Raw genomic sequence first — 14,047 nt, forward strand, 5'->3', positions numbered from 1 at the left:
ATCAGCTCTCCTCCCCTTGTGTACCGGTCTTTCGCGTCGCGGCGAAGAGAACCGACAGGCCGGTAAAGCCACCGAGCGCAAGCGCGGTCCATGTGGCAGTGCGGGCATCTCCGTTCATCGCCTGGTTGCCCATGTGAGCGAGCAAAAAACTCGCTGGAATAATCCCGGCCATCGTGGCCAGCGCGAACCTCCAAAGATGCAGCTTGCTCAGACCTGCGGCGTAACTGATCATATCGAAGGACAGAAACGGCAGCAGGCGACTGCCGAAGACCAAGAAGGTCAGAGTGTTCTGCGATCCGAACAGGCCTGTGTTAATCTTCTGACCGAGATGACGCTCAACGAAGGGACGACCGAGACCGCGGGCCAGACCAAAAGCGGCAAGCGCACCGAGTTCCGCGCCAAGAACGACAAAGAGTGTCCCGAACGTGTGCCCATAAGCCGCTCCGGCGGCGAGTGCGATCGGCGCCGAGGGCAGGGGGCTTGCGACGATAGCGATTGTCATAAGCGCCACGATAACAATTGGTCCGGCAAGACCTGCCGCCTCGATCCAGCGGTCAATTTCCGCGCGATCAGGCAGGCGAATGTCAACGCCAAGGACGTCCGGGAAGGCCAATGCGACGACTCCCATCAGGAACACCGCAATAAGAAGGATGCGCATCATCATGGATCAAAACACGGCATAGAGCAGAACGAAAAACGTCGCTGCCAAAAGGTCAAAGGCCACGCAGAATGGAATATACCAGTTCGGAATCCGGGCGAGACGATAAGAATTGTGGTGTGACATGTCCCAAAGGGCGTGCAGGGCCAAGCCCAAGGGAAGGAAAGCCCAATGCCATATCAGCCCCAAAAAGGCTGCCGAGCCGAACAAAAGGGCGACGGCGAGCTCTGCCCAGAACACGCGCGCTCTGCCGTCCGCGGCGCCAAAGCCGATATAGGCACCGCCAATCAAAGCAAGCGTGATCGAAGCAAGAGCTATCGAGCTCTTTTCATCCAAAAAACAGGTGAGCCGGCATTGTGAGCAAGACAAACAACACACCAACCCATACGGGAGATTTCAAGATATCCCCGTGTCGATGGTGCGATACGTGATCGCCTGTCTTTTCGAAAATCTGTGCCATGGCTTTGTACCTAGGGATTCCAGCAACTGGAAGGTCAAGGGCTATCCATCCACGCGCGCAACGCAGCGCTCACTCAACCGTTCCACGGTGAGGTCAAAGGACCGATATCAGGACGTATTTGACGCTGACGCCAAGCTCATGTCCGACGCGCGTGGCGATTTTCAGTCATCTTTCGCCTTCTGCCAGACTTGCTGGCAGGCTGAGTAAAGAAACGTCGCTGACCAGGTCAGCAACATGAAGCCCAAAAGCGATTGCAGCATCAGCAACAGTCGAAAGGGCCCGACCACCTCTATGGACGAATAGCCAAGGGTCGAGAACGAGATGCCCGTAACATAGAGAACATCCTGAAACATCGGCGGGCTGTTGCTGAACGATTGCGGCAGAACGCTTGTCACCACCATCGTATTGAACACGGCGAGCGTCACAAGTTCCAATACGTGCAGCAACAGCAACGCGGAAAACGTCAGGATGATCCGAAAGCCGGAGCCATCCGACCGCTGCGGGGAAAACTTCAGAATGCCCGATAACGCATAATGATGGACAATTCCCATCACGATCGCCGCGCATATTCCGACAAACATAGCCATCAACTCGGTCATACACCCAAACCCGTCTTCCTGTTCAAACAGGTCAATTTGACCATACATCAGGCTTTTAGCACAACGGGACCAATTGATTCTTCACTGGTCAGGCCAACGCGGGGGGCAACCCGTTCAGGGCGACATCCACCGGAACGGTCGGCAAGTTCGATGCGATCCACCCAGGCCCTTCGCCTGATCCCAACATCCCTTCCGAGATATCGGCGTAGCCCGAATAACCAGCTTGTCTCAACGCTCGAAGCAGCGATGCGGAGCGTCCGCCAGTGGCGCAGATCAGTCCAACAGTGCGATCACCGCTCAGTTCCTTGGCCCTGAACAATCGGTCCGGAAAACCGGACGCGTGCATGCTTATCGGCCATACACCAGCACCTACGCCGGTTTCTTGCCACTCTTTGTGCGTTCTGACATCGATGATCCGCGCCGTATCCGATAGAAGCGCGTCAAAGGCATTCTCTGCCGACCAGACAGATCGGCTCTGCGCCAACAGCGGTGACGCCGCGACGGTCAGCACCGTCATATGAGCACCCAGAACGAAACGGCGCCGGTTCAAATCAAGAGACATATTCGAAAACTTCATCCTTTGATCGGTTGCGATCCCAAAGGTCACATAACATACGCGCGACGCTACCCGGGAGCACGACACGGTGCAGGCACAGATTTGTATCCATCTGTAGCAAGGGACTGACCTGATACAAACGGCTACAATTCTGCCCATGAAACAGAATGCAACGATGATCTAGGAAGGACGCCATGGGACCGCCACCTCATATCCTTATCGTGGACGACCACGCTCAGATACGCGAAAGCGTCGCGCGCTTCCTGGAGAAGAACGGAATGCGCACGACCGTCGCCAGGGATGCCGTGGAGATGGATGCCAAGCTGGCCACCGGTCACTTCGACCTCCTCGTGCTCGATGTCATGATGCCGGGCGAGGACGGTTTGTCGGTTTGCCGCAGACTTGCGCCAGAGGGTGATCTTCCGATCATCATGCTGACGGCGCTTGGTGAGGAAACGGATCGGATCGTGGGTCTGGAAATCGGTGCGGACGATTATCTCGCCAAGCCGTTCAATCCACGAGAACTGCTCGCCCGCATCAAGTCGGTTCTTCGGAGAAGCAACCGCGACGAACCTGTGGCCGGAAGCCTCGCTGGGAGGAAAGTCTCTTTTGCGCACTGGATACTGGATACCGACCGGCAGGTGCTGATTGACGAGTCCACCACCGAGACCCCATTGACGACCTCCGAGTTCAAATTGCTGGCGGTCCTGCTGGAACGCGCGAGGATGGTGCTCAGCCGTGACCAGTTGCTTGACCTGACCGCTGGGCGGACGGCAGGCCCGATGGATCGAACCATCGACAATCAGATCAGCCGTCTCCGCCGCAAAATCGAGCCGGATGTACTTAGGCCCAGTGTCATCAAAACGGTGCGGAACGGCGGATACTGTCTGGCTGCCGATGTCGAGGATGCGCCGTGATGCGCCGTGCGATGAGGTCTCTGAGCGGCCAGTTGATCCTGCTTGTGGTCGCGGCACTTGTCGTGGCCCAGGCGATCAGCCTGTTCCTGTTCGCTGACGAGCGCACCCTTGCGATTCGTGCCGCATTGGGGTTCGAGGCCGCCGGTCGCGCAGCAAATGTCGCGCGGTTGATCGAGGAGGCCCCGCCGAAGTTGCAGGACTCGATCCTCCGCGCGGCGAATTCGCCATTGATCCGGTTTGATCTGTCGGACGTTCCGAGCGTGGAACACACCGGTCATTCGGATGGCGGCATCGTGGAAGGACGCATACGCGCGCTTCTGGGCGATAGCTACAGCCGGGATATTCGCGTTGAACTGCACGAGGTCGAGGGCGCGTTGCGGCCCCTTCCCAATCTCTCGGACGAGATGACGGAAATGCATCTCGCGATGATGCGCGGAGAGTTGACGGCGGTTGAGATGAACCTGTCGATCGCCATCAAGGGAGCGCGTTGGCTGAATGTCGGAACGCGGTTCGAGCGTCCGCCAATCCAATGGCCTTTCTATTCGATGCTGACCTTTGGAATTTCCGCCGGACTGCTTCTGGTGGCGATCTTCTGGTTTGTCATGACGCGCCTGACGCGTCCTTTGCGGCACCTCTCCAAGGCCGCGGACCATCTTGGCCGGGGCGAGGATGTGGGTGAATTGACCGTCGCGGGGCCGACCGAGGTCAAGGATCTGACCGTCGCCTTCAACCGCATGCAACGACGGCTGACCCGGTTTGTCAGCGATCGGACACGGATGCTCGCAGCGCTTGGTCACGATTTGCGCTCGCCGTTGACTGCTATGCGTGTCCGCGCGGAGCTGGTTGACGAAGAAGAGACGCGGGACAGCCTCATCGCATCGGTCGAAGAGATGCAGAGCATGGTCGAAGCGACGCTCACCTTTGCACGGGGCCTTACCGGATCCGAAGGTGCCGAAGTGGTCGATCTGCGCAATTTTCTGGACAGCTTGTGCAGCGATATGGCGGCACACTGCACCTTTGCCCCGAGTGATGATGTTGCCGTGCGGCTTCGACCCAACGCGTTCCGAAGGGCGCTGAGGAACCTGCTTGAGAACGCCGTTCGCTACGGTGGTGCCGCAAAAGTCAGCTGGGCGACCCACGGTTCGAACCTCGTACTCAACATCGATGACAATGGGCCCGGCATTCCCGTCGACCAGTTGGAAAAGGTCTTCGATCCCTTCTATCGCCTCGAGCAATCGAGGTCTCTGGAAACGGGCGGTTATGGGCTTGGGCTCTCGATCGCGAGGACAATCGTCCAATCCCATGGCGGCGATATCCAGCTGGTCAACCATAACAGCGCGGGTTTGCGCGCTGTTGTCACCATCCCACTGGATGAAAGCGAACTAATCGAAGGAGAAACAGATGAAACTGAAAACGCTCATTCCAACGTTGCTGGCCAGCTTGCCCGCCAGCATGGCGCGAGCTGATGGTCCAGGCTCCTGGACAGGTCACATGTGGGGCGGAGGCTATGGCTTTATGGGCGGCTTCATGATGCTCGCCTTCTGGGGCGCCGTGATCGCATTGATCGTGTTTCTGGTGCTCAGGCTGCGGGACAATGGCACCCGTCCCCCGGACTCGGACGCGCAGGAAGCGCTCCGGCGCCGCTTTGCGAATGGGGAAATCGACGAAGAAGAGTTCCGTCGCCGCAAAGCAACGCTCGACGAATAGACCCCGCCGCGGACGCCAAAGCCGTCCGACGCGACGCCCACCGACACTGGATAGGAAAGAACGCCATGGTCCCGGAAATTGGTCACTTCGCACTGGCCCTCGCGCTTGCGCTTGCGCTTGTTCAAAGCGTTCTGCCGATTGCAGGTGCGTCGCGTGGAAACGCCGTCTGGATGAAATCCGCCCAGGCGACGGCAATAGGACAAGTGCTGTTTGTGGCCATAGCCTTCGCAGCGCTGATGCAGGCCTTCATCGTCAGCGACTTCACCGTCAGGAACGTCGTCGAGAATTCCCATTCGCTCAAGCCGATGCTCTACAAGGTGGCCGGGACCTGGGGCAGCCATGAGGGTTCGCTGCTGCTCTGGATTCTGATCCTCGCGGTGTTCGGCGCGGGCGTCGCCTGGTTCGGATCGAACATCCCCGCCGAGACCAAGGCGCGCACCTTGTCGGTGCAGGCGTGGATCAGTGTCGGCTTCCTGTCCTTCCTGCTGCTGACGTCGAACCCCTTCGAGCGGGTGTTTCCGCCGCCGCTCGACGGCAATGACCTGAACCCGTTGCTTCAGGACATGGGTCTCGCCATGCACCCGCCGCTCTTGTATTTCGGGTATGTCGGCTTCTCCATCGTGTTTTCCTTCGCCGTTGCGGCTCTTATAGAGGGTCGCGTCGATCCGGCCTGGGCCAGATGGGTCCGGCCATGGACATTGGCCGCCTGGATCAGCCTGACGGCGGGTATCGCCCTCGGGTCTTGGTGGGCCTATTATGAACTGGGCTGGGGCGGCTGGTGGTTCTGGGATCCGGTCGAGAATGTAAGCTTCATGCCTTGGCTTCTGGGCACAGCGCTGTTGCATTCGGCCATCGTCACGGAAAAGCGCGATGCGTTCAAAAGCTGGACCATCCTGCTTGCCATCCTGACTTTCTCGCTTTCACTTCTCGGGACGTTCATCGTCCGGTCAGGCCTGCTTACATCCGTACACGCGTTCGCCGTCGATCCAGAGCGCGGAGTTTACATTCTGGGTTTACTCGCGGTGTCCATCGGTGGGTCGCTGGCGCTCTACGCCTGGCGGGCGCCCGAAATGGAGCCGGGTGGTTTGTTTCGCCCGATCAGCCGCGAAGCCGGGCTGCTCGTGAACAACCTCATTCTGGCCGCCGCTACGGGAACCGTTCTGTTCGGGACGCTTTATCCACTGATCCTGGAGGCTGTCACCGGGGACAAGATCTCGGTCGGTCCACCTTTCTTCAACGCGGCCTTCATTCCGATGATGCTGGCACTGGTCGTGTTCATGGGTCTTGGTCCATTCCTGTCGTGGAAGCGGGCTGATATCGCCGGTTTGCTCGATCGCATCCAATTCGTGGCCGTGCTGGCGGTCATTGCAGCCTTGGCCGCATGGTATCTTCTGAACGGTGGGCCGATCATGGCCTATCTTGCCATCCTCGGCGCAGCGTGGCTGCTTTTTGCGACCCTGCGGGAATGGGCGCTACGCATCCGTCTGTTCGAGGTTTCCCTTGCAGAGAGCGCGAGACGCGTGCGCAACCTGCCACGCGCCTCTCACGGTATGACGCTTGCCCATGCCGGCGTCGCTGTGTTGATGATGGGGATGATCGGCTCGACCGGATGGAAGAGTGAGGAGATCGTCTTTGCCGCCCCCGGGACCGAAGTCACGATCGCCGGGTTCGACATCACCTTCGAAGGGGCCGCAAAGGTTCAAGGGCCGAACTACATCGCGGATCGCGGCACCCTTGTGGTGCGTCGGGATGGCGAATTGGTCACGACACTTTTCCCGGAACGGCGGTATTACCCGGTCGCGGAAAGCCAGACGACGGAGTCGGCCATCCGCTCCACATTGGCGGGTGATCTCTATACGTCGATTGCAACGCCAGCCTCCGATCAAGTGAACAACGCCGGAGCATGGACCCTTCGGATCCTCTATGAACCGCTCGTCAACCTGATCTGGATCGGCTCGATCCTGCTGGTGATCGGTGGCTGTTTGTCCTTGTCGGATCGCCGTTTGAGGGTCGGGGCGCCGCGCCGTGCCAAACAGCCAGCCACCGATGCCGTTCCTGCCGAGTAGGAGAGAAGATGAAACGTCTCATTGCCGGGCTGCCGTTTATTGCGGCGGTCATATTCGGTGGGTTTTTTCTCTGGGGGCTCAATCCCGACCGGGATCCCAACGAGATCCCTTCCGTCCTGATCTCGCAACCGGCCCCGGCGTTCGACCTCGATCCCGTGCCGGGGTTGGAGACACCCGGCCTGGCCCGAAGCGATCTTGTCGGCAACGAACGACCGGTCGTGGTCAATGTCTTTGCGTCCTGGTGCGTGCCCTGCCGCGCGGAACATGCCGTGTTGACAAGATTTGTCGAACGAGACGGCATGCGGTTGTTCGGAATAAACTACAAAGACAAACCTGAGGATGCCGTGAAGTGGCTCAATGACCTCGGCAATCCCTACGAGCGGATCGGGTCCGACCTGTCGGGCCGGACCGGGATCGAATGGGGCCTGTCGGGCGTGCCGGAAACCTTCATCGTCGATAGCGATGGCACCGTTTTGTTTCGCTATGTCGGGCCGGTCGTGGGTCCGGACGCCGTCGAACGGTTCACGCAAGCCCTGAAGCAGGCAGGCGCACTGCCAAATGGAGCAGGTTCATGAGACAGTTGATTTTCGCATTTTGCATCGGGCTCCTTCCCTTTGCCGCCAATGCGGTGGAACCGGACGAAATGCTGACCGACCCGGTATTGGAACAGCGTGCGCGGGAGATTTCCAAGGATCTACGATGCGTCGTCTGTCAGAACCAGGACATCGACAGTTCGAACGCGGGTGTGGCGCGGGACTTGCGTCTGCTCGTACGCGAGCGCCTGGTCGTTGGAGACAGCGACGCGGAGGTGATCGAATACATACGGGCGCGGTACGGGGATTACGTGCTGCTGAAACCGCCTCTGGAGCCTGCGACCTACGCGCTTTGGTTCGCTCCGATCGCTTTCGTTCTGATCGGGGTTTTCGTTGGTGGCGGGCTACTGATGAGTCGGCGAAAGCAAGAGGCATTTGAAGACTTGGGCTCGGAGGATGAGAACACCGTGTCCGAAATTCTCAGGCAAAACGAAGCGGGGGATGCGTCATGATCTGGGGTATTTTCGTTCTTTTGACGCTGGTCGCAATCGGAATTGTCCTCTACCCGCTGCTGCTGTCCAAATCGAACACTCTCACCAGAGGGGATGCGGTACCGGCGATCCTCGCCGATCAGATGCGGGAAATCCAACGAGACATGGACCGCGGTTTGATTTCTGAACAGGAAGCTCAAGCAGCCAGACTCGAGATCAAGAAACGGATCCTCGCGACGACCCGCAATTCGGAAGAAAAAGTCGGATCATCCCGTAATGGTGGCAGAGTCACTCTCGTTGTCGCGGCGGTCCTCGCGCCGGTTATTGCCGCGGGCTACTATCTGACGATGGGATCGCCGGAGGTTCCTTCAATGGCCTTCGCTGCCCGTGCAGAGGAGCGGGCACAGACTGATGAAGTGACGGCGCTGGCAATACAACTTCGCGAAAGGCTTGTGTCCGATCCGACCGGCGGCCCTAGCGAAGGGTGGATGCTGTTGGGCCAGACCTATCAGCGCATGGGCAGAGCAGCCGATGCCGTCGAAGCCTTCGAAGTCGTTGCCGAACGGGAGGATGCCACCTCCGCGACATTCTCCATGCTGGCAGAGGCTGTCGCGGTTGCCAATGACGGCGTTGTTATTCCACGGGCGAAATTGGCCATTGATCGCGCTTTGGACCTTGACCCATCCAATCCTGCGGCAACCTACTTCGAGTCTCTGTATTACCTTCAGCAAGAAGAGACGCGTAAGGCCTACGATCTGCTTGTTTCACGGCTGAATCAGGAAGAGGCTTACGTTCCCTGGATGGAGACCTATGCAGCGCAGATCAACCGGATTGCAGCGGCAGCTGACCTTCCGGTCGTCAATCTACCCAGCGGGCCGACGTCGCAACCAGGCCCGAGTGCCGCAGATGTCGCGGCGGCGTCGGAGATGAATGACGCGGATCGCGCGGAGTTCATCCGATCGATGGTCTCGCGGCTGGCCGAGCGTCTTGAGGATGAACCGGACGATCTGGATGGTTGGATGCGGCTGGCAAATGCCTATACCGTCCTTCAGGAGCCCGATCGCGCCGTTGAGGCCTACCGCAAGGCTGAAGCGCTGTTGGAGCAGCAGCCCGCCAGTGATCCTCGGCGTGCGGCGGTCCGTGCCGCGCTTGAGCGGCTCGGCGGCTGACTACTGCTCGGTGTCCCGGTCGAGCAGGTCACTCCTGTCCGGCAACCTTTGCGGAAACATCCCGACCACTGGCTTGCGCCAAGGCGTTCATCACGTCCTCGGTTTTTAGCAATTCGGACAGCACAATGCCGTTCGGTGCCGATGGTCCGTAGACGGCATTGAAGGGGATGCCGTATCTGCCGAAACTCTCAAGGTAGCGGGAAATGCGCGTGTCCGGGCGTGTCCAATCTGCCTGCATCGCCGTGACTCCAGGCGCTTCAAGCGCGCTCCGGACTGGCTCCCGATCGATGATAAGTGTCTTGTTCGCTTTGCAAGTCAGACACCAGTCAGCGGTCACATCGACAAAAACGACCTCTCCTGCGGACACGCGTTTCGCTATTTCCGAACGATCAAATGCGATCCAAGCCATTGCCAACTGCGGCGTCGAACGCGCAGGTGCTGATTGCTGCAAGAGAGGACCTGCGGCAATGGCCAGGACAAGGCTGGCTATGGCAATAGACCACCTGAATTGGGACTGCACATTCGGGAGAGATAGTATCAGAACGGCGAGACCGGACAACGCCGCGACCGCGATGACAGACGCAAGCCCGGCGACACCGTCGAGCACCCAGAACAGCCACACGGCGGTTGCAAGCAACAAAACCCCCATGACGCTTTTGATGATCAGCATCCATCGACCAGGCTTGGGCATGAATGCGACCAGACGCGGGAACGCGGCGATGACGAGATAGGGCAGGGCGAGGCCGAGCCCGAGGCTCGTAAAGACGATGAGGATGTCCACGCCACGCCCGGCCAAAGCAAAGGCCACCGCGGTGCCGAGGAACGGTGCCGAACAAGGCGTCGCCATGACGGCACCGAACATGCCAGTGAAAAAGTCGGCAGAATACCCGTTGCGTCCTCCGGCCCCTGCAAGCCGCGTCTGCATGCCGTGTGGAAGGGCGAACTCGAACGCTCCGAACAGATTTGCCGAAAAGACGAGCAGGACAGCGATCATCGCCGCAAGAAACAGCGGGCTTTGAAACTGCAAACCCCACCCGACGCTGAGGCCTGCCGTCTGGAGCGCCCAGAGGACGAGCGCCAGACCCCACATGAACGTCATGATGCCGGCGCTGGCAGCGACGAAACCGAACCGGACACGGGTAGTGTCGTGATCGGTGTGTTTGAGCACAGACGACACCTTGATGGACAGCACCGGCAGCACGCAGGGCATCACATTCAGGATCAATCCGCCCAGCAGCGCGATCGCGGCAATCCAGATCAGTTCCATCATGTCCGGTGTCGTGGCGGCCAGTTCAAAGGGTGGTGCTATTCCTTGCGCCACGCGATCCGCGATGATCGTGAAGGCCCGGTTCTCGCCGTCGGTGACGGTAATCGACGGAGCCACTGTCACATCCGTATTCGACGAGAGGATCGGCAAGCGCGCCCAAAGCAAACGATCCTCTTCTCCCAAACGGATATCGGGTTTGCCAAGCGCAACACCCATACCCAGTTCGGGAAACACATCCGGCGACTGGAGTGGTTCATCGACGCGAAGGCTGACGATCAACTCCGTGAGGTCTTCGTCGATGAAGGCATTTGCCTCGCTGACGCCGCTCGTCTCGGCCCCTTCGGGGACGCGCTCGGAAAACGTACCGATCAGCCCAGCCGAAGTGCTGTCGATGACGTTGCCCCGTCCGAGGCGAAGTGACAGGTCAAACTCTTCCGGGACACAGACATTGGAGCACACCAGCAGTTTGACCTGCGCGGAAAGAGTCACAGGTGCGCCGGGATCTTTGAGCGTTATGCGCAGCGGAAAGACGACTTCACCCGCATAACCAAAATTTTCGATGCCGAAGGCGGTGAAGCGCGTCGGGGCGGGCCACATGAATTCGACATCTGCGACGTTTTCGGAACCGCTCCATTCGACCGAAGGCGGTATTCCCACCTCGCCCGCCGACCGCCAATAGGTCTTCCAGTTTTCGTTCAGTTGAAGGTGAAGCCCGGCTGACAGAGTCTGTGTGTTCTCGGGAACGCCGTCCTGTACACTAATGAGATGCGCGGTGAGTGGCGCGCTCTGGTATTCAGCAGAGGTTGCTGCCGCGACACTTCCAGAGACAACGGCCAGGAGCACGAAGGGAATAAGCAAAACCCGTCGCAGGATCAAAAGGCAATCGATCAAGATACCTGCTTCCTTCCCATATTTTCCGCAGATTTCGCCAGGACGGCGGAAATTGCGTCAAAGTCCACCTGTGGCAAAACCCTGACGACCGTCCGCACAGACAATTCGCGCAACGCCAGTCGCAGAAGATGAAAGGGTTCGACACCCATCCGGCAGAAGGTCTGACGCTTGCTTCGTGGACACGATAGCGCCGCGATCCGAGCAGTATTCAAGACTTCCTGCACATCCCCCAAGCATGAAACCCGACAACAGCAACGCGCCTACGCGTACCTTCCCGCGCACATCACGGCCTGTCGCGGACCACGACTGGAATCGCGGAGGTTATGGGCTCGGTCGTTTCCTCGATAGTATCCTTTGCCTTGTCGGAATGGCACGATTTTCCCATGAACTTGTGCATCACGAGATGCGCCCCAACGCACAGCAGGAGCGGGGCGAAAGCCGCTGCATTGCCCCACATGCCCGCCAATGTGCCGCCGGCAAGAAAAAACCCCGCAACGGGCAGCAGCATGACGACGCAACACGCCATCATACCATAATGCATGAGCCTGTCCGTGATCGGCTTTTTTCTGTGGCTGTGGTGGTCCATGACACCCTCTTTGTCTCGTTCCCGGCGTCATTTGCGACCCTCCAGCAGGGTAAGGTCAAGGATACAAATGGATACACTTCTCGCGGCCTTGTCAGGTTGCCTGATGCCGGGTCTCCCGTAAAAGACATGTACAAACCGTAGGCTAGGAGTGTGTCATGACGACATCGCGAAACAACAAGATCAATCGACGAAGCCTGTTGGGGTATGCGGCTGTCGCTTTGGTTGCACCAAGCGTGGTTCGAGCCGAAACCATTCGCCGCAACATTTCTTCTTTCCGAGTTCATGACTGGCAAGACCATTTCGACACGCTCGGCAAAGGGATCATCATCTCAGACACCGTGACGATGGCGCTCCAGCATTGGACATCAGATGGCGAAATGCGGATTTACCCAACGTCCGTTCCGCTGACCGACGAACTCACCAAACGCGGTTACACCGAAGTGGTGGAAAAACGCAAAAACCCCAGCTGGGCGCCAACGCCCTCCATGCGGGAACGCAATCCGGAATGGCCGGCTCGTGTCGAGGGGGGTGATCCGGACAACCCATTGGGTACTCGTGCACTGTACCTGTCGTGGCAGTACTACCGTATTCACGGGACACAGGATACGCGCAAGATCGGCCGCCGGTCGTCAAACGGCTGCATCGGCCTGTTCAACGCACAGATCGAGGAAGTCTACGAGCGGGCACCTGTCGGCACTCAAGTCAAACTCATCTGACCCAACGGGCAAGGCGGAAGATACAGGCATGGACAAATTGACTGCGCTGATTGGTGCCGTTTTTGTTATCGGCGGGGGTTTTGCCGTTTGGCAGTTCGTTGGAGCGGAAGATACAGCGGTTGGCCACTCCATGACGCCACCCGACACAAGTGAGATCGCTGAAGGCGGCCCGATCGTTCAGGTCCAGCTGCCTTCCCAACTCTCGCAACAGGCGGCGCTTGGAAAGAGCATATTCGAGGCAAAGTGTTCTGAGTGTCACGGTGAAAATGCTGCCGGTCAAAACGGTGTTGCGCCGCCTCTCGTGCACAAGATCTACGAACCGAGCCACCATTCGGACATGGCTTTTGTTCTGGCAGCTCAAAACGGCGTCCGTGCACATCACTGGAATTTCGGTAATATGCCTAAGATCGAGGGATTGACCCAAGGAGACGTCAAGATGGTGGCCGCCTATGTCCGCGAATTGCAGCGGGCCAACGGGATCAACTGATGCGTTGGTCGAAGACGAACCGATGGATTCTGTCGGTCGTTTTCGGCCTTTTCCTTGTAGTTCTCGGGGTGCCAGAGGCGCCGGTATATCATGGTGAAACGTCGTTGGGGCAGGAATACCATGGTCACGAAGACGCAGGGCCATCGACCGAGGCCTCTGGCCACTGCCATCCAGGCCTCGATTGTTCTGTCCCGGCAGCGTTATTGCTTCAGCCGAACATGGCGTACGAGCCTTCTTTTCTGAAAGCCGTCATGCAAGACGGCGCGATCCAACGAACCGAATTGCGCCCGATCAGCGATCCTCCACCGCCCCGACGGTGGGTCTGATTTCACATCGCTCGAAAAGCAGACCCAAAGAAGGATCGAAGACATGAAAAAGACGACTATCGTAGCGGCAGTGTTGATTGCAGGTACTGCGGTCACGGCATTCGCGCATAGCGGTGCCACCGGCATCGTGAAAGAGCGCATGGACGCCATGCTTGCAATGGGGAAGGCGGTCAAGACCGTGGCCCCGATGATGAGGGGCGAAACGGCCTATGACGCAGAAACAGTGCGCGATGCCGCGCGCCTGTTCCAGCAGCACGCCGGTGAGAGCATGACGAACCTGTTCCCTGAGGGCACAGGGGGCATGCCCTCGGAAGCCAAAGACGAGGTGTGGACCGACTGGGACCGCTTCGCAGCATTGGCGAGTCAGCTGGAAGAATATTCCGAAGGCCTGGAACGCGCAGCCGACAATGGATTGGGCGGCATGGGCGGCAATACCTCCATGGGTGGCACCTCGATGATGGGCGGTGGGTCCATGATGGGCGGGAGCACGATGATGGGCGGAGGCGACATGATGGATGCGGCCGCCATTGCCGAAATGCCCGCCGACGCAGCATTCGCGATGACGACCCAGGTCTGTTCCGCATGCCATGAACGCTTCCGGGCGGAAGAAGACTGACC

The 14,047-nt window shown here is 59.0% G+C and carries 16 protein-coding genes; 10 read left to right on the forward strand and 6 right to left on the reverse strand.

Annotation, left to right across the window (positions count from 1 at the left end):
- Nucleotide 1 precedes the first annotated feature (1 nt).
- The 4 genes from BMX29_RS11730 to BMX29_RS11745 all read right to left on the reverse strand — a co-directional run bounded on the left by BMX29_RS11730 (nucleotide 2) and on the right by BMX29_RS11745 (nucleotide 2,294).
- The gene (locus tag BMX29_RS11730) at nucleotides 2-664 is read right to left on the reverse strand and encodes a TVP38/TMEM64 family protein (protein WP_092813037.1); all 663 of its coding nucleotides are present in this window, start codon (nucleotides 662-664) and stop codon (nucleotides 2-4) included.
- A gap of 3 nt (nucleotides 665-667) precedes the next feature.
- A complete protein-coding gene (locus BMX29_RS11735; RefSeq protein ID WP_244889221.1) occupies nucleotides 668-994 on the reverse strand; it encodes a DUF6010 family protein in 327 nt (108 codons plus the stop codon).
- 285 nt (nucleotides 995-1,279) lie between these two features.
- The gene (locus tag BMX29_RS11740; protein ID WP_244889222.1) at nucleotides 1,280-1,717 is read right to left on the reverse strand and encodes an ion channel; all 438 of its coding nucleotides are present in this window, start codon (nucleotides 1,715-1,717) and stop codon (nucleotides 1,280-1,282) included.
- An 88-nt stretch (nucleotides 1,718-1,805) separates the two neighbouring features.
- On the reverse strand, nucleotides 1,806-2,294 hold the full coding sequence (locus tag BMX29_RS11745; protein WP_244889223.1) for a rhodanese-like domain-containing protein: 489 nt from the start codon (nucleotides 2,292-2,294) through the stop codon (nucleotides 1,806-1,808).
- 173 nt (nucleotides 2,295-2,467) lie between these two features.
- Here BMX29_RS11745 and BMX29_RS11750 point away from each other — a divergent pair, with 173 nt between their 5' ends.
- The 7 genes from BMX29_RS11750 to ccmI all read left to right on the forward strand — a co-directional run bounded on the left by BMX29_RS11750 (nucleotide 2,468) and on the right by ccmI (nucleotide 9,156).
- A complete protein-coding gene (locus tag BMX29_RS11750; RefSeq protein WP_007803380.1) occupies nucleotides 2,468-3,190 on the forward strand; it encodes a response regulator in 723 nt (240 codons plus the stop codon).
- A complete protein-coding gene (locus BMX29_RS11755; protein ID WP_092813046.1) occupies nucleotides 3,190-4,656 on the forward strand; it encodes an ATP-binding protein in 1,467 nt (488 codons plus the stop codon). Before BMX29_RS11750 ends, BMX29_RS11755 begins: the two co-directional genes overlap by 1 nt.
- Nucleotides 4,592-4,897 carry an SHOCT domain-containing protein gene (locus BMX29_RS19625; RefSeq protein WP_239367986.1) on the forward strand — a complete coding sequence of 102 codons (306 nt, stop codon included), beginning with the start codon at nucleotides 4,592-4,594 and terminating at the stop codon, nucleotides 4,895-4,897. The genes BMX29_RS11755 and BMX29_RS19625 overlap by 65 nt, the downstream gene beginning before the upstream one ends.
- A gap of 65 nt (nucleotides 4,898-4,962) precedes the next feature.
- Nucleotides 4,963-6,963 (forward strand): heme lyase CcmF/NrfE family subunit, encoded by a 2,001-nt coding sequence (locus tag BMX29_RS11765; RefSeq protein ID WP_092813053.1) that lies wholly within the window; start codon nucleotides 4,963-4,965, stop codon nucleotides 6,961-6,963.
- A gap of 8 nt (nucleotides 6,964-6,971) precedes the next feature.
- Nucleotides 6,972-7,538 carry a DsbE family thiol:disulfide interchange protein gene (locus tag BMX29_RS11770; protein WP_009807483.1) on the forward strand — a complete coding sequence of 189 codons (567 nt, stop codon included), beginning with the start codon at nucleotides 6,972-6,974 and terminating at the stop codon, nucleotides 7,536-7,538.
- On the forward strand, nucleotides 7,535-8,008 hold the full coding sequence (locus BMX29_RS11775; RefSeq protein WP_009807484.1) for a cytochrome c-type biogenesis protein: 474 nt from the start codon (nucleotides 7,535-7,537) through the stop codon (nucleotides 8,006-8,008). The genes BMX29_RS11770 and BMX29_RS11775 overlap by 4 nt, the downstream gene beginning before the upstream one ends.
- A complete protein-coding gene (gene ccmI / locus BMX29_RS11780) occupies nucleotides 8,005-9,156 on the forward strand; it encodes a c-type cytochrome biogenesis protein CcmI (RefSeq protein WP_092813056.1) in 1,152 nt (383 codons plus the stop codon). The genes BMX29_RS11775 and ccmI overlap by 4 nt, the downstream gene beginning before the upstream one ends.
- Nucleotides 9,157-9,184: 28 nt before the next feature.
- Here ccmI and BMX29_RS11785 read toward each other — a convergent pair whose 3' ends face one another.
- Nucleotides 9,185-11,314, reverse strand: coding sequence for a protein-disulfide reductase DsbD family protein (locus BMX29_RS11785; RefSeq protein ID WP_092813059.1), 2,130 nt, complete (start codon nucleotides 11,312-11,314; stop codon nucleotides 9,185-9,187).
- Nucleotides 11,315-11,597: 283 nt separating this feature from the next.
- Complete coding sequence (locus tag BMX29_RS11790) at nucleotides 11,598-11,900, reverse strand: DUF2933 domain-containing protein (RefSeq protein ID WP_043754567.1); 303 nt, start codon at nucleotides 11,898-11,900, stop codon at nucleotides 11,598-11,600.
- A 155-nt stretch (nucleotides 11,901-12,055) separates the two neighbouring features.
- On the opposite strand from BMX29_RS11790, the gene BMX29_RS11795 reads away from it, so the two are divergent.
- The 3 genes from BMX29_RS11795 (at nucleotide 12,056) to BMX29_RS11805 (ending at nucleotide 14,045) form a co-directional block, all read left to right on the forward strand.
- Nucleotides 12,056-12,616 (forward strand): L,D-transpeptidase, encoded by a 561-nt coding sequence (locus tag BMX29_RS11795; protein WP_092813062.1) that lies wholly within the window; start codon nucleotides 12,056-12,058, stop codon nucleotides 12,614-12,616.
- Nucleotides 12,617-12,644: 28 nt separating this feature from the next.
- Nucleotides 12,645-13,103 (forward strand): c-type cytochrome, encoded by a 459-nt coding sequence (locus BMX29_RS11800; RefSeq protein WP_092813065.1) that lies wholly within the window; start codon nucleotides 12,645-12,647, stop codon nucleotides 13,101-13,103.
- 369 nt (nucleotides 13,104-13,472) lie between these two features.
- Nucleotides 13,473-14,045 carry a c-type cytochrome gene (locus tag BMX29_RS11805; protein WP_092813068.1) on the forward strand — a complete coding sequence of 191 codons (573 nt, stop codon included), beginning with the start codon at nucleotides 13,473-13,475 and terminating at the stop codon, nucleotides 14,043-14,045.
- Nucleotides 14,046-14,047 lie beyond the last annotated feature (2 nt).

Origin of the sequence: Roseivivax marinus (assembly GCF_900109705.1) — a bacterium.
Taxonomy (GTDB): Bacteria; Pseudomonadota; Alphaproteobacteria; order Rhodobacterales; family Rhodobacteraceae; genus Roseivivax; species Roseivivax marinus.